Annotated in this window: 12 protein-coding genes and 1 pseudogene; 2 read left to right on the forward strand and 11 right to left on the reverse strand. The window is 51.8% G+C overall.

The features are described from left to right. Positions 1-60 precede the first annotated feature (60 nt). Genes HBA93_RS00875 through HBA93_RS00895 form a run of 5 tightly spaced genes read right to left on the reverse strand, consistent with a single transcriptional unit; the run spans position 61 to position 5,952 of the window. Positions 61-834, reverse strand: a complete 774-nt coding sequence (locus HBA93_RS00875; protein ID WP_221722009.1) for an enoyl-CoA hydratase — start codon at positions 832-834, stop codon at positions 61-63. After that, the gene (gene mmsB / locus HBA93_RS00880; RefSeq protein ID WP_221722010.1) at positions 831-1,727 is read right to left on the reverse strand and encodes a 3-hydroxyisobutyrate dehydrogenase; all 897 of its coding nucleotides are present in this window, start codon (positions 1,725-1,727) and stop codon (positions 831-833) included. Before mmsB ends, HBA93_RS00875 begins: the two co-directional genes overlap by 4 nt. Positions 1,728-1,775: 48 nt before the next feature. Beyond that, positions 1,776-2,936, reverse strand: a complete 1,161-nt coding sequence (locus HBA93_RS00885) for an isobutyryl-CoA dehydrogenase (RefSeq protein ID WP_221722011.1) — start codon at positions 2,934-2,936, stop codon at positions 1,776-1,778. Then, positions 2,926-4,701 (reverse strand): AMP-binding protein, encoded by a 1,776-nt coding sequence (locus HBA93_RS00890; protein ID WP_221722012.1) that lies wholly within the window; start codon positions 4,699-4,701, stop codon positions 2,926-2,928. Before HBA93_RS00890 ends, HBA93_RS00885 begins: the two co-directional genes overlap by 11 nt. 60 nt (positions 4,702-4,761) lie before the next feature. Then, the gene (locus HBA93_RS00895; protein ID WP_221722013.1) at positions 4,762-5,952 is read right to left on the reverse strand and encodes an acetyl-CoA C-acyltransferase; all 1,191 of its coding nucleotides are present in this window, start codon (positions 5,950-5,952) and stop codon (positions 4,762-4,764) included. Positions 5,953-6,085: 133 nt separating this feature from the next. Between HBA93_RS00895 and HBA93_RS00900 the strand changes: the two genes are divergently transcribed. Continuing rightward, a complete protein-coding gene (locus HBA93_RS00900; protein WP_221722014.1) occupies positions 6,086-7,075 on the forward strand; it encodes an AraC family transcriptional regulator in 990 nt (329 codons plus the stop codon). Between the two features lie 10 nt (positions 7,076-7,085). Here the strand turns inward: HBA93_RS00900 and HBA93_RS00905 are convergent, their stop codons facing one another. From HBA93_RS00905 to HBA93_RS00930, 6 genes are all read right to left on the reverse strand, one after another. Further along, positions 7,086-7,871, reverse strand: a complete 786-nt coding sequence (locus HBA93_RS00905; RefSeq protein WP_221722015.1) for a phosphatase PAP2 family protein — start codon at positions 7,869-7,871, stop codon at positions 7,086-7,088. Between the two features lie 489 nt (positions 7,872-8,360). After that, positions 8,361-9,551, reverse strand: a complete 1,191-nt coding sequence (locus tag HBA93_RS00910; protein ID WP_221722016.1) for an ATP-binding protein — start codon at positions 9,549-9,551, stop codon at positions 8,361-8,363. Next, positions 9,548-10,246, reverse strand: a complete 699-nt coding sequence (locus HBA93_RS00915; RefSeq protein ID WP_022710844.1) for a response regulator transcription factor — start codon at positions 10,244-10,246, stop codon at positions 9,548-9,550. Before HBA93_RS00915 ends, HBA93_RS00910 begins: the two co-directional genes overlap by 4 nt. Positions 10,247-10,517: 271 nt before the next feature. Further along, positions 10,518-11,333 (reverse strand): hypothetical protein, encoded by an 816-nt coding sequence (locus tag HBA93_RS00920; protein ID WP_221722017.1) that lies wholly within the window; start codon positions 11,331-11,333, stop codon positions 10,518-10,520. Positions 11,334-11,499: 166 nt separating this feature from the next. Continuing rightward, complete coding sequence (locus tag HBA93_RS00925) at positions 11,500-12,417, reverse strand: hypothetical protein (protein ID WP_221722018.1); 918 nt, start codon at positions 12,415-12,417, stop codon at positions 11,500-11,502. Positions 12,418-12,497: 80 nt separating this feature from the next. Next, entirely contained in the window at positions 12,498-13,316 is an 819-nt protein-coding gene (locus HBA93_RS00930; RefSeq protein WP_121994006.1) for a sugar phosphate isomerase/epimerase family protein, read from the reverse strand. A 382-nt stretch (positions 13,317-13,698) separates the two neighbouring features. On the opposite strand from HBA93_RS00930, the pseudogene HBA93_RS00935 reads away from it, so the two are divergent. After that, positions 13,699-15,335: pseudogene (locus tag HBA93_RS00935) on the forward strand (ABC transporter substrate-binding protein). Positions 15,336-15,388 lie beyond the last annotated feature (53 nt).

The following is a 15,388-nucleotide window of genomic DNA, read 5'->3' on the forward strand; positions in this document are numbered from 1 at the left end:
TCTCAGCCGATATTTGTTTTCACAGGCTTCTCACGCCTGAACTGAATGCGTGCTCCGGTCTCAGCGGTGCAGAAAAAACGGATCGCGCTTTTCAATAAAGGAGCTCATGCCTTCTTTCTGATCGTGACTGGCGAAGCCCGAATGGAACAGGCGGCGCTCGAATTTCACCCCCTGAGTCAGGGTTGTTTCATAGGCCGCATTCACCGCCTCTTTCGCCATCATGGATACCGGCAAGGATTTCTCTGCGATGGAGGATGCCACACTCAAAGCTGCTTCAAGCAGTTGATCCACTGGCACGATACGCGAAACCAGACCACAGCGCTCGGCCTCTTCGGCGTCCATCATCCGCCCTGTCAGGCACATATCCATTGCCTTGGATTTACCAACAAAACGGGTAAGCCGCTGTGAGCCGCCCATACCCGGAATAACACCAAGACGGATTTCCGGCTGACCAAAGCGGGCAGTATCGGCCGCCAGAATAAAATCGCACATCATCGCCAGTTCACAGCCGCCGCCCAGCGCATAGCCTGCCACGGCTGCGATAATCGGTTTGCGCACGGAGGTAAAACGCTCCCACTCGCCGAACCAGTCTGCCGCGAACATGGTGCTGAAATCCTGCGCCTGCATTTCCTTGATATCCGCACCGGCAGCAAATGCTTTCGCCGATCCGGTCAAAACAATACAGCCCACTGCAGGGTCTTTGTCTGCGGCCTCCGCCGCCGCGATCAGCTCTGCCGCAAGCTGCCGGTTCAATGCATTCAGCGCCTGCGGGCGATTCAGCGTTATCAGCCGGACACGGCCATGCATTGCTGTCAGGATTGTTTCATAAGTCATGACTGTCCCTCCTTGCCGCGCAACAGGCGGATAATAGCGGAGAAGTCCTCCCCGCCGGAACCAAGTGCATTGAACAGATTATAGAGCTGTGCCGCTTCTGCTCCCAATGGTGTTGTCGCTCCGACCGAGGCCGCGGCTGCCTGCGCCAGTTTCAAATCTTTCAGCATTAAGCTTGCGGCAAAGCCCGGCTGATACCCCCTGTTGGCAGGCGATGCAGGAACCGGACCCGGCACCGGACAATTGGTGGTGAGCGCCCAACACTGGCCGGATGAAGTGGAGGCAACATCAAACAAAGCCTGCTGCGACAGACCCAGTTTTTCACCCAAAGCGAAAGCCTCGCACACCCCGATCATGGAAATGCCGAGGATCATGTTGTTGCAGATTTTTGCCGCCTGCCCTGCACCAGCCTCGCCACAATGCACAATGCGTTTTCCCATTGCAGCCAGCACAGGTTCGGCTTTGTCAAAAGCAGCTTTTTCACCACCGGCCATAAAGGTGAGCGTTGCTGCCGTTGCACCAACCACACCGCCGGAAACCGGCGCATCAATGCTCAATAATTTATGCTCTGCCGCCATTTCATGTGCTTTGCGGGCACTGTCGACATCAATGGTCGAGCAATCAATCAGCAATGTATCCGGCACTACCAGCGCCGCCAATTCGCGCCAGACGCTCAAAACATGCGAACCGGCGGGCAACATGGTGATAATTACAGTCGCACCCTGCACAAGCTGTGCAATATTATCCGTAATCTGAACGCCGTTTGATTTAGCTGCTTGTTTTGATGCCTCAACCAGATCAAAGCCGCGCACGTTAAATCCGCCTTTGACGAGATTGGCCGCCATAGGCCCGCCCATATGACCGAGGCCGACAAAACCAATAGTTTGAGTGCTCATTTGCCGCTTTCCTCTTTTAAATATCGCATTTCCGGGCGGAAAACCGTTTCACACTTTTCCTGAAAGTGCTCGGCCGCTCAGCAGCTCACGAGCGATAATCACCCGCATGATCTCATTGGTGCCTTCCAGAATCTGGTGTACACGCAGATCGCGCACTAGTTTTTCCACGCCATATTCGCTCAGATAACCGTAGCCGCCATGCAGTTGCAGCGCCTGATTGACGACGTTAAATCCGGCATCAGTGACAAAACGTTTGGCCATAGCGCAAAGCTTCACCGCATCGGCATCATGACGGTCGAGCGCACGGGCGGCACGGTGCAAAAATGTACGTGACACTTCCAGTTCCGTGGCCATATCGGCAAGACGGAATTGCAGTGCCTGAAACTGGTGCAGTTTCGAGCCGAAAGCCTTACGCTCATCCATATAGGTCAGCGCCTTGTCAAAGGCGGCCTGCGCACCACCGAGCGAACAGGCGGCAATATTCAGCCGCCCGCCATCCAACGCAGACATGGCAATTTTAAAGCCGATGCCTTCCTGACCAATCAGGTTTTCCGCCTGTACGCGCACATTATCGAACATCACCGTGCGGGTCGGTTGGGCATTCCAGCCCATTTTCTTTTCATTGGCACCAAAGGACAAACCAACTGCATCCTTCGGCACGATAAAGGCCGAGATGCCTTTGGCGCCCGCCACGCCGGTTCGTGCCATCACGATATAAATATCACTCGCACCGGCACCAGAGATAAACTGTTTCTGTCCTGTAATCAGATAATCATCACCATCGCGCACGGCTTTGGTGCTGAGATTAGCGGCGTCAGAACCACAGGCCGGTTCGGTCAGACAATAGCTGGCGATCAACTCCATAAGTGTCAGTTGCGGCAACCATTTTTGCCGTTGTGCCTCCGAGCCATAGGCATCAATCACCCATGCGCACATATTATGGATCGACAGGAACGATGCGATCCCCGGACAGCCTTGCGACAATGCTTCAAAAATCAATGCTGCATCCATACGGGTCAGGCCGGAGCCACCCACATCGTCACGAATATAAATACCGCCCATGCCCAAAGCTGCCGCCTTGCGCAATACATCTACGGGGAAATGCTTCTGTTCATCCCATTCCAGAGCATGAGGTGCCAGCTCCTGCGCGGCAAAATCCGCAGCCATGGCGAAAATACTGCCCTGCTCCTCATTGAGTTCACCGGACATGGTTCTCTCCTTCACTTTGTGTGGTTCGGTTGCGCCCGACACTCAGTTCTGAAAATTCGGTTTCACAAAATGCCACACCACGGAACACATCATCCTCGATGCCCTCCCGCTCCAGCCGCCGCAGTTGCACGCGGCGGATTTTTCCGGAGATTGTCTTGGGCAATTCTTGCACAAATTCCAGCGAGCGGATGCGTTTGAATGGCGCCAGACGTTCATTGGTATATTGCAAAACTGAAAGCGCGAGCGCACGGGAAGGCTCTTCACCGGCGCGCAGCAAAATATAGGCTTTGGGAACAGACAAGCGGATAGGGTCATCTACCGGAATAACCGCGGCCTCAATCACTGCATCATGTTCCAGCAACACGCTTTCCAGTTCAAACGGGCTGATACGATAATCGGAGGATTTAAACACATCATCGGCACGGCCGACAAAATGCAGATAGCCGTCCTCATCCTGATAGGCGACATCACCGGTACGATAGACACGACCATCAGTGCCGCTGAGACTGCCGTCCGTTTCCTGATAGCCCTGCATCAGCCCTGCCGGATGTTTGTTACCCAGCAGCAGACAGACTTCGCCTTCCTGTGCCGGATGGCCATCTGCATCAAGGATCACCACCTCATAGCCCGGCAACGGCCTGCCCATAGCGCCGCTTTTCACATTCTGCGCGGGACTATTCGCCACCTGTGCCGTGGTTTCTGTCTGGCCATAACCATCGCGGATTGTCAGCCCCCATGCCTCACGCACCTGCTCAATAATTTCAGGGTTGAGCGGTTCACCGGCACCCACCACTTCACGCAAGCTCATTTTACAGGCTTTGAGGTCTTCCTGTATCAGCATACGCCAGACGGTTGGCGGAGCACACATCGTGGTCACTGCACAGCGCTGCATTTCTGCCAGCAGCACTTTGGCGCTGAATGCAGGCTGATTGATAATCAGCACTGTTGCTCCCGCATTCCACGGTGCAAAAAGCGAACTCCATGCATGTTTCGCCCAACCGGGGGAAGATACATTGAGATGAATATCTGCCGGTTGCAGGCCAACCCAATACATGGTCGAGAGCGAGCCAACCGGATAGCTGCGATGGCTATGACGCACCAGCTTCGGTTTGGCGGTGGTGCCGGAGGTGAAATAAAGCAGCATCGGATCATGCGGCTGTGTTTCACTATCCGGCTGAAACGCGGAAGATTGGTTGAAGGCTTCGTTATAATCGTGCCAGTTACTGTTTTCTGCGACATGACCATTCGGCACCTGTATGCGCAACACATCTGCGCCTGCCAGTCCTTCGCATTTTAAAAGCTGATCGCCGGTTGCGAGAATAGCGCGGGCATGGCCGCGTTCCAACCGGTCAGACAATTCATCCGGTGTCAGCAAAGTGGTCGCGGGAATGACGATAATGCCCAGTTTCATCGCGGCCAGCATCACCTCCCACAAAGCTGGCACATTGCCGAGCAGTACCAACAGGTGATCGCCGCGCTTCAGACCCAGCCCGCGCAGATAATTGGCGACCTGTGAAGAACGCTTGCTCAGTTCAGCAAAGCTCAGTCTCACATCAGTTTGGGAAACCGTATCGACAATCCATAAAGCAGCCTGATCACGGCTCTGCGGATTCGTGGCAAGCTCGGCATCAAACCAATCCAGCGCCCAGTTAAAGGGCAATGCCTCCGGCCAGACAAAACCAGCTTTTGCAGCCTGATAATCCTCGCGATGCTGCAAAAGAAAATCACGTGCCTGCTTGAAATTCTCCGTACTCAGCTGCCTCATGCCATCCTCCCAAAAAGCATAAATCACTGTATCCGCGGTTTCATAAAACCGCGCTGATTATCAGGTGAAACGCTCCACCCCTATGGCTGTTGCCTCACCGCCACCGATACAGATACTGGCAATGCCACGTTGCAGATCATGGGTTTGCAACGCTGCCAGCAATGTCACCAGAATACGGGCGCCTGATGCGCCGATCGGATGGCCGAGCGCACAGGCACCGCCATGAATATTCACCTTCTCCGCTGGCAGATTGAGCTCCTGCATTGCAGCCATTGTCACGACGGCAAAGGCCTCATTGATCTCGAAAAGATCGACATCATCCGCTGTCCAACCGGTTTTCTCATAGAGTTTGCGCATTGCCCCAATCGGCGCCGTGGCGAACAGGCGCGGCTCATGGGCATAAGAGGTTTGTGCAACAATGCGGGCAAGCGGTGTCAGCCCGCATTTTTCCGCTTCAGACATGCGCATCAGCACCAGTGCCGCCGCACCATCAGAAATCGAGCTGGAATTAGCTGCTGTAACGGTGCCGTCCTCACGAAAGGCAGGACGCAGAAATGGAATTTTCTCCGGTCGTGCCTTGGCAGGCTGTTCATCCATATCAATCAGATGGGCGGAGTTGCCGTTTCCGGTCACAACCGGCGCAATCTCCTGCGAGAAATAACCGCGCTCCAACGCCGTCTGCGCACGCTTCAGGGAGCGCAGTGCAAATTCATCCTGTGCGGTGCGGCTGAACTGAAAGGCCTCGGCACAATCTTCGGCGAAGCTGCCCATCAAGCGGCCTTTCTCATAGGCATCTTCCAGCCCGTCGAGAAACATATGATCCGTGATTTTGCCATGCCCCATGCGATAACCGCCGCGGGCTTTATCCAACAGATATGGCGCATTGGTCATGCTCTCCATGCCACCGGCCACGATAATATTCGCACTGCCACCGGCCAGCATATCATGCGCCAGCATCACCGCCTTCATACCGGAACCGCACATTTTATTGATCGTCGTTGCTCCTGACGCCACGGGAATGCCGGCAGCAATAGCGGCCTGACGTGCCGGTGCCTGCCCCTGTCCCGCAGACAGGACACAGCCGAGCAAAGTCTCATCAATATCCGCTTGTGAAATACCCGCCCGCTCAACAGCCGTCTGAATAGCGACCGCACCCAGTTGCGGTGCCTGCAAGGTACTGAAACTGCCCTGAAACGCCCCTAAAGGTGTGCGCGCCATGCCGACAATAACCACCGGATCTGCCATCTGCACTTCCTCCCAAAACTGCAAATTCAGATGAAGAACTTTGAGCCTAGCCCTAAGGTCTATGGTACAGAATGACAGTTTGGACTTTATTTTATGATCGGTTTTGCCATATTCTGTTTTTCAGTAGCAGGAGGAAACCATGATCGGCAGAGGTTTTGTTGATGATGCACTCGCAGCTTTACAGCACTATGCGCCTGCAAAAATACCGCTTGTGCTGGCGACCGCCGGTATTGATGCCCGCGCTTTGCAACAGCCTGACTTCAAACTGGATGCTGCACATTACAGCCGCCTCTGGTTGGCCATTGCCGAGGAAATTCAATGTGAGTTTTTCCGTTTCGGTCAGCGCCCGATGCCACCCGGCAGCTTTGCCATGCTCTGCCATGCAGCACTTTCCAGCGATAATCTCGAACATGCCATCCGCCGTTCCCTGCGCTTTTTTACCTTGCTGATCGGCGAGCCGCGGGGGGAACTGATCCAGCGCGACGGGCTGGCTGTTATTATATTGCGTGAGGTCAGCCCTGCACGCCCTGCCTTTGCCTACCGCACCTTTTTTCTCATTCTTTACGGCGTGCTGTGCTGGCTGGTGAAACGGCGCCTGCCAATTCACGATATTGCTTTTCGCGGCGTGCCACCCGTTGACCGGCCGGACTATCTGGATTTTTTCAGCACCAAAGTCCGTTTCTTCAGCCAGGAAACCAGCCTTTCCTTTGATCCTGCTCTGTTGTCACTGAAAATCCACCGTAGCAAAACAGCCTTACGGCAGTTTCTGGCACAGGCACCAGCCAATATTCTGCTACGCTATCGCTATGATCGCGGCAGTGCCTCAGCGATCCATAAATTGCTACGTGAAACGCCCCCTGTCAGCTGGCCGGATTTTGCACAAGCGGCGCAACACCTGCACATATCCGAGCCGACATTACGTCGTCATCTGCGTGCAGACGGCATGAGCTATAGCAGTCTCAAGGAAGAGCTACGCCGCCAATATGCATTGAGCTGGTTGCAGGATACAGACAAGCCAGTCGGTATGATTGCGGCGGAGCTCGGCTATACGGAGCCAAGTGCCTTTCACCGTGCCTTTAAAAAATGGACCGGCACCAGCCCCGCCCAATACAGATCATCCCGACTGTAATCAGAAATTCTTATCCGCGCTTACGGATACGCTGACCGGCTTTAAAAACAAAGCGGTCAATACCGGCACCATAGCGCTGAAAAACAGGCCAGAACCACGCCATAGTAATCGCGACAAACAGCCATGACAGCGTTACATCCGACAGAAAATGCGCGCCCATAACAACCCTGTTCAGTGAAAAAACCAAAGCTGCAAAACCGGTCACAATCAGCAACGGTCTTCGGTTAGCTCCGCCTAATACCAGCGGAATAGCAAGCATTGCCATAGCACTCGCTGATTCACCCGATGGAAATGAGCAACTATTCTGGCAGCTTCTGGCAATTTGCCATGCGGGACTAAAAAACATTGTGCCGCCGAATTCCATAATTTCATTCGGGCGTGCACGACCGACAAGATATTTCAAACCATGAACAATAGCAGCTGCGCCAATGGCATAAACAGACAGAATATAAAGCAGCTTATGCGGAGCAGGCAGCCAATGCCGGTTGAAAAGCACCTGTATCATCAGACAAGCAAGCAGTGCAGGCACGATAATCGCCGGCAAAGCACGGTGCAGATCACGCAATGTCAGTAAAAACCAGTTTTCATGCAGCGGAAACTGGCCTGCACGATCTGCAAACCAACCGGAAACCGTAATATCAATGACCGGCATCACCATGAAGATGAAGCTGACAATCACTGCCAGTCTTATCAGGGTGTTAAGACTGTAATTACCATGACGAATGGCAGAAGCATTGCCGTGCAATGTACCGGCAGAACTGCGTATCAGTGCAGAAGGATTATTATTTATACCCATAAGAATTCACGCACGAATAAATACAATAAAAACAAAACATAAATGTAAATCATGAGGTCGCTTTCTCATGTGACGACACTCCGTCCGATAGCCATCATGCGTCGGTCGGCCAGTAAAAATTCAATTTTGCGAAGATAGTATCTCGCGGAGTGCAGAAATTCTGTATTCCGTGCAGGCAATGATAAAGACACAAGCGATTGTAATCGCTGTCGCGGCTTTACGGACAGATTCTGCTTATCGTGAAATTCTGACTGAGACCCTGCATGATGTAACACTAAACAATTCTCACTCACGTTTATTATACGCGTTGATATGCAGAAGAATTGTCAAGATTTAACCGGAAGAATATGTGATCCGGTTTAAGACTTATTGTCCGGAAATATATTTAATAATATTTTTGCGCTTCACAGATGACAACTGTATTTTATAACCAGCTCATAAAAACATTACTCCAGAACAAGGAACAACAAATTCAGATATATTTTGAGTCTAACCTGCTGCCCCGTCCGACTTATTCTCCGCCAGCTTGCGCGGAAAAATCATCGTCACACAAGCACCACCCTCAGCCAGACTGGTCTGTTCCACCCTGCCGCCATGGGCAGTCACAATTGCATGGACAATTGACAGGCCCAAACCTGAGCCGCCGGTTGCCCTTGCACGGGACGGCTCACCACGCCAGAATACATCAATCGTATAACCCGAAAACTCCTGCTCGAAGCCGGGTCCGCGGTCAATAATACGCAGGAAAGCCTCTTCTTTATTCAGATATCCGCTTTCACAGCGCAAATATTTGCCGGATGCAGCATAACGGCAGGCATTTTCCAGAACGGCCAGCATGGCCTGACGCAGACGCTGATTGTCCGCCGGAATAATAGCCCGCTTCAAATTTGTTTCCAGCACCATACCCGCTTCGGCCAGCAATGAGCGTGAAGCCTGCAAGACCTGTTCGGCAGCCAGCGCAATATCTGTATTACAGCGTTCGGTGACCAGTTTCTGACTTGCCGCAAGCGACAATGTACGCAGGTCATTGACCAGACGGGTCAAACCTTCAACCTGCATCAGGAGATCTTCAATCCGGTCATCATCACGCGGGAAAATTTTATCAGCCATCCCCTGCAATACCCCCTGAACAATGGTCAGAGGGGTACGCAACTCGTGGGCAACAGCCATTGTGTTGAAGCGCAGACGGCGCTCCATATTTTCCAGCTCTTCTGCCAGCGCATTGAAACGCTCAACAAGCATCACAACTTCGCTCGTTCCTTTAAACGCCTCAGGAACACGGACGGAAAAATCACCCTCACGCAGGTTATTAACCACCCGTGTGAGCTTTTCCAGAGGACTACTAACTTTACGGGCAAGCCAGAAACCGATCAGACTGCAAATCAAAGCAGCTCCAAGCCCGAATTTCAGCACCAAAAGATAGAGCTCCGCCTCTCCGTCTTCGTATAAAGGGGTCAGCTGTTGTACCAGCGCCAGAAAATCTGCCTCTTTCGGAAGCTCTCCCCTGTCCAGCATATCATAGGCGAGGCGGGCATTATCACTGATCTGGCTCAGATATTTCTGTTCATACAGGCTTTGTACCCACATGATGCCAAAGAAAATAATACCCAAACTCAGCAACAACATCGCGGCGGTTACCAAGGCCGAAACTGTGCTCAGAGACAAGCGGGATATTTTCATCGTGGTTCTGCCAGACGGTAGCCAATACCGCGCACCGCCGGAAACAGGCCGGACGGTCCGCCGGATGCTTCAATTTTACGGCGCAGATTAGCAATATGCGTATCAATGGTACGAACCAGAGCATCACTTTGCGGCAGGCAGGCATCCAGCAGATCATTACGCGGAAATGCATGGGTCGGACGCCGGATCATATGAGCGAGAATACGAAATTCGCTCAATGTTAACGGCAGTAACTGCCGCTCCTCATCCGTGTCTGTGAAAGCTGCATGGGCATCAAAATCAACCAGAATATTCTCAAACCTGATAGCGGCATTGGCCGCATTATTGCGGGTACGGCGCAACACGGCATTCACCCGTGCCACAACCTCCTGCGGGTTGAACGGTTTAATCACATAATCATCCGCACCGAGACGCAAACCTGAGAGACGGTCCAGATCTTCTGCCAGTGCGCTGATCATAATCACCGGAATATTACTTTCCCGCCTTATGCGTGCCAGGACTTCGAAACCGTCATATTTGGGCATTTTGACATCCAGCAGGATAAGATCCGGCGACAGCATCGCATGATGGCGCAATGCTATTTCGCCGTCAGAAGCACAGACTGTGCGGAACCCGTCACGGATGAGGTAAGCTTCAAGAATACCGGCAATTGCCGGTTCATCTTCAACAATCAGTATCAGGCCTTTGTCAAGCATTCCGCACCTTTTGAACCGGGTTCATCCAAGGCAATACCGTTTGATATTTTCAACATCAACCATCGCCTGCACAGGAAAACAATTGCCAGTATAAGCTGAATGTCAAGATTTTGTGTGCGTCACGCCAAGCATCAAAAGATGCACTCTTAATAAAGTGCCTGCATATTGCCGGGAAACATTATTGCCCTGCAAATTACCTGATTTTCACCAGTAAACGAGACCTTGTCCAAAAGAACAAGATCTCTTCACAGCCGGCATTGTGGCATCATATTCAGACTGTTAGTGCGTTCTGGATCGCCTGTTTTTCATCTGCAGTCAAATCAAGACGATCAAGATTTTCATCCAGCAAAACCGGTACATCGCACCCTTGAGGCAACACTGCGAGTGCAGGTGTTTCATTTGCATTGGCACCAGCTGCAACGCTCAGATAGAACGGCTCTTCTTTTTTCGAGAAGCGGCTTGCACGCTTTTTCTTCTTACCTGCTTCATTTATGTAGCTGTAAAATACGTTACGAATACCGTAATTCTTCTGAATACCGGTCACGGAGACAGCAACAGGTTTCAGAGACAACGGCTTGCGCATTTTCTTATTCAATCCGCGTGTTCTTAGCATAGCCACAAACACTGCTATCGCACCACCGATCAGAAGCACAGTGAAAACGGCAAGCGTAAAAATACGATCCCAAAGCTTTTCAACCCCCAGATCCAGTGTCACCAGAGACGGATCATCACCAGAGCGAACGATTTCCACATCATAACCGCCACTTTTCATATCAAAAAACATGAAGCTGACGCTCTCCTGAACAGATTTACCGGTGCTGTCCTTGAAAACAATATCGGCTTTACAATCGGTCATAATTAGCTGGCGGGTTTTGCACTCGCCTTTGCGCAAACTGGCATTCTCATCCACAATCGGGTTCTGGCTGATTTTATAATCGCGCAGAATGCCCGGCCCCTGATACCAGAGCAGAAAAGCGCCAAGTGCCATACAAACCACCATGGCGAAAGAAAGCACGATACCGCCTGAGAGGCCGGAATTTTTAACCTGAATTGCACGACGCGGAAACGCCTGTTCAAGAGCCTGCATAAATATTTTCCTACTGTCTGATGCGAAATAGTTTGGCCGCTATAACGAAAAACATTTCCTGAAACCATCAAAACAGCTTCACAAAACACAAGTTCGCGTAACCAAACGTGTAGACGAACCTGGTCATCTTAATGCCGGTCCGGTTCAGAAAATGATGCTAAAAAGCTTATTGCCCTGCATAAGCCGCCTTAATTTTCAAAACCTTCTGAATATCACCCAGCAGCTTCAACGGCTCCTGCTCGGCAGGCGCCAAAGCAAAGGCCGGATCAAAATTCAGATGGATTTCTGCGGGGGTTTTCGGTCTCGGCAAATCTGTAATGAACCGGCTGATCGCCTGTTTATCATCCTTCGCGATCATATCCGGTGATAAACCAGCCACGAAAGCCAGCGCCATAGAGCGGTATTTTTCAATCTCAGGCTCCGGATCATGATCATACCCGATCAGCCCGACAAGGGTCATCATCACGTAATTTACGAAGAAACCCTGATCGTCGAGCTTTGCTGAAATCTCACGGAGTTTGATGTTTTCAACCGGCGGGGTTGGCGCATCCAGAGCATCAAATTTTGGCAATTCAGGCAATTCGGCACTGCCCGATAGCAGAACCTCACCAATATATTTGCCGTATAAACGAACCTCATTCACATTCAGGATTTTGCTGTCTTTATCCCAGTGATAGGCCACTTTGAGACTAAAACCATCGTCCTTGATCTTACTCAGATAACGCATCGCAGGAAGATTGCTCGGCCAGAAGCCGACAGACTGAATATGCACCTCGCCCCATTCCGGTAAGGTTTGAGCCTTTTCATCCAGCGCAGCACTGCTGATTTCCACTTTTTGCGCTGTCCAGCTCTGATACATACCGGAATTGAATGTAACATTAGTCAGTGTACAGCCATCTGCACGATAGGTAATTTCTGCATCATTCAAAAGCGAAGACGGCTCGGAAAAAATCACTGCACAAGGACCCTCCGCTTTAACTTCCGCCTGTTTTACCGGCTCTGCTGAACTTTGTTCTGCAAGGGCTGTACCTGACCATAAAGGCAGCATGACACAAGCGGATAACAGCGGGCGTAAAACAGACATAAGCGGCTCCTAAAAATGCAATATCCCGCCGGTGTAACACCGGCGGGACTCAACAACAATTCCTATTAAGTCGATGAAACTTACTGTCCCAATCCAGTTGCTTCCAGATATTTCATCGATTTTTTAATATCATTATGATCGCGCATTTCCAAAATCAGGCGCGGATTGCTGTCATATTGCTTGAGTGCTGCAAAGACGGCTTTCCAGTTGACTGTACCGTCACCGGTTGCCCAATGGCGGTCTGCATAGCCATCCGCATCCTGCAAATGCACATGCTGCAAACGGTTGGCTGCGGCGTGAACAAAATGGTCAACCGGTGCCGCACCGGTATTACCATGGGCATAATGCGCATGGCCGGTATCGATAGAAACCGCCACGGCAGAGGAATTGAAACTGTCAGCCAGTTTCAGGCGCTCAAACGGATTGATATCTTCAATATTTTCAATCACAAAAGTCACGCCCATATTTTCTGCACGGCGAATAGCCGGTGCCAGAGTGAGATGGGTGTTTTCTGTGATTTCTTCACGGCCTTTAAAACCGTCATCCAGATGGTTATGCGACCATGTGGTGAACGGGCTGTGGATCACGACCTGATCGGCGCCGAGGAATTCACAAACATCCAGCGCCTGATCGAGACGTTTCTGTACAACGGTACGCACATCAGGATCCGGTGTATCAATAGTGAAACCCCAGAACGGGCCGTGAATGCCCAGACGCCCCTGATGCCCATCCAGCTGTTTCTTGATTTCTTCAGCCATCGGCTTCCAGTCGCCGATCAAAACATCAGCATTGATAAAGCTCTGGATTTCCAGATCACGCGGCTTTTCCAGATACCAGTCGCGATGAACAGGCATTTCCTCAACCAGCAGGGCAGCACCAATAATCGGCAGTTCAGACATTGTCTCGTCCTCGATAATAATCAGATAGCCACACTCGTTGAAGGATGGCGCCAAAACGCGATGCACAATTCCATAATATGCATCGACAGAGCGGCGCGGCAACTCTGCCGCCAACCGCATGGGCGCGCTCTTGCCTGCATTATATGTCAGGCATTTTACAGCCTTGTGCAAAATTGCTCAAAAATCAAAATTTCATAAATAATTCATGCCGTTGCAACACAGAGAACCACCGTCAACAGAACGTCATGAAAAGATAAAATCAGATTTATACCCCTGTCATACAGAGAGCCTATTCCGCTGCCAGCCCATGCCGGCATGGTCTTTACCCCTGCTTTTAACGGCCGGACGGCATGACATTTCTGTCAACAACGGGAGACCTTTGATGGTTTCGATTAACCGGCGTAATGCACTCGGCCTGATCGGCTTCGGCGCAGCCTCTCTGACCCTGCCACGCTTTGCCATTGCGCAGAGCAATGACCGTCCTTCCATCACTATTGCGGTGCAGAAAGTATCCAACTCCAATACGCTTGATGTATTGCGCGAGCAGTCCAATGTGGGCGAACGTGTCTTCTTCTCGCAATTGTGGGAAGCGCTCATCGGTCTTGATTATATGAATAATCTCGTACGCGCCCCTGCACTGGCGACCGAGTGGAAACGTATTGACGATCAGACTGTTGAACTGAAACTGCGCCAAGGCGTGAAATTCCACAACGGCGATGAAATGACAGCCGAAGATGTGGCCTTCACCTTCAGCACGGATCGTATGTTCGGCGACACCAAGCCGAATACCGGCGAGACGCTACGCGTTCTGGAAATGAACCCGACCAACCGCGAGAGCAAAGAACTGCCGCCGGAAGTGCCGGCCACAGCGCGCCGCAATTTCCCGTCGCTGCTCGGTGTTGAAATCGTTGACAAATATACCGTCCGCTTCAAAAACGGTACGCCGGATATCACGCTGGAAGGCCGCATTTCCCGTTACGGCAGCCAGATTATGAACCGCCGTTCTTTTGAAGAAGCCAGCAGCTATCTCGATTGGGCACGTAAACCTGTAACAACCGGCCCTTATAAGATTGTTGAATTCAAGCCGGATAATTATCTGCAGCTTGAAGCCCATGATATGAATATTGGGGTGGTCGCCCGCCGCTGAAAAGCATCCGCTTTGTGGAAGTGCCGGAAGTGGCCTCCCGCGTCAACGGCTTGCTTTCCGGTGAATATGATTTCGCCTGCGATATTCCGCCGGATCAGATCGAAACAATCGAGAAGAATCCGGAATTCGAAGTGCTCGGCGGCGCGGTGCTCAATCATCGTCTGACTGTGTTTGACAAGAACCATCCGCAGCTTGCCAATCCGCTGATCCGTCGTGCTTTCACCCATGCGATTGACCGCCAGGCTATCGTGGACAGCCTCTGGGCAGGCCGCACAGAAATTCCGGCCGGGCTGCAATGGTCTTATTATGATGACATGTTCATCAAGGACTGGACTGTACCGGAATATAATCCGGACCTCGCCCGTCAGCTGCTCAAAGAAGCCGGTTATAAAGGCGATCCTATCCCTTATCGTCTGCTCAACAATTACTACACCAACCAGACCGCAACCGGTCAGATTCTGGTGGAGATGTGGCAGCAGGCCGGTCTCAATGTTGAGATCGAAATGAAGGAAAACTGGCAACAGATTCTGGAACAGACCCCGACCCGCGCTGTGCGTGACTGGTCAAACTCGGCTCCGTTCAATGATCCGGTTTCCTCCATTGTCAGCCAGCATGGCCCGAACGGCCAGCAGCAGCAGGTCGGCGAATGGACTAATAAGGAAATGAACGAATTGTCCGGTTTCCTTGAAACCAGCATGGATCAGGCCAAGCGCCGTGAAGCCTTCAAGCGGATGCTGGAAATCTGTGAGCGTGAAGATCCGGCCTATACGCTGCTGCATCAGAACGCGACCTTCACCGCCAAACGTAAATCCGTGAAGTGGAAAGCCGCACCGGCCTTCGCCATGGAATTCCGTAGCAACAACTGGGGCTAAGCCCTGTGAGCCATGCGGGTGTCACCATCCGCATGGCTTTTTGTTTCATTCTC

Origin of the sequence: Ochrobactrum sp. SFR4, assembly GCF_019730395.1 — a bacterium.
Taxonomy (GTDB): Bacteria; Pseudomonadota; Alphaproteobacteria; order Rhizobiales; family Rhizobiaceae; genus Pseudochrobactrum.

What these genes read in the sequence shown, in the direction of transcription:
- HBA93_RS00875 (WP_221722009.1), bottom strand. Translation starts at nt 834, where the DNA reads ATGACTTATGAAACAATCCTGACAGCAATGCATGGCCGTGTCCGGCTG.
- mmsB (WP_221722010.1), bottom strand. Translation starts at nt 1,727, where the DNA reads ATGAGCACTCAAACTATTGGTTTTGTCGGCCTCGGTCATATGGGCGGG.
- HBA93_RS00885 (WP_221722011.1), bottom strand. Translation starts at nt 2,936, where the DNA reads ATGTCCGGTGAACTCAATGAGGAGCAGGGCAGTATTTTCGCCATGGCT.
- HBA93_RS00890 (WP_221722012.1), bottom strand. Translation starts at nt 4,701, where the DNA reads ATGAGGCAGCTGAGTACGGAGAATTTCAAGCAGGCACGTGATTTTCTT.
- HBA93_RS00900 (WP_221722014.1), top strand. Translation starts at nt 6,086, where the DNA reads ATGATCGGCAGAGGTTTTGTTGATGATGCACTCGCAGCTTTACAGCAC.
- HBA93_RS00905 (WP_221722015.1), bottom strand. Translation starts at nt 7,871, where the DNA reads ATGGGTATAAATAATAATCCTTCTGCACTGATACGCAGTTCTGCCGGT.
- HBA93_RS00910 (WP_221722016.1), bottom strand. Translation starts at nt 9,551, where the DNA reads ATGAAAATATCCCGCTTGTCTCTGAGCACAGTTTCGGCCTTGGTAACC.
- HBA93_RS00915 (WP_022710844.1), bottom strand. Translation starts at nt 10,246, where the DNA reads ATGCTTGACAAAGGCCTGATACTGATTGTTGAAGATGAACCGGCAATT.
- HBA93_RS00920 (WP_221722017.1), bottom strand. Translation starts at nt 11,333, where the DNA reads ATGCAGGCTCTTGAACAGGCGTTTCCGCGTCGTGCAATTCAGGTTAAA.
- HBA93_RS00925 (WP_221722018.1), bottom strand. Translation starts at nt 12,417, where the DNA reads ATGTCTGTTTTACGCCCGCTGTTATCCGCTTGTGTCATGCTGCCTTTA.
- HBA93_RS00930 (WP_121994006.1), bottom strand. Translation starts at nt 13,316, where the DNA reads ATGTCTGAACTGCCGATTATTGGTGCTGCCCTGCTGGTTGAGGAAATG.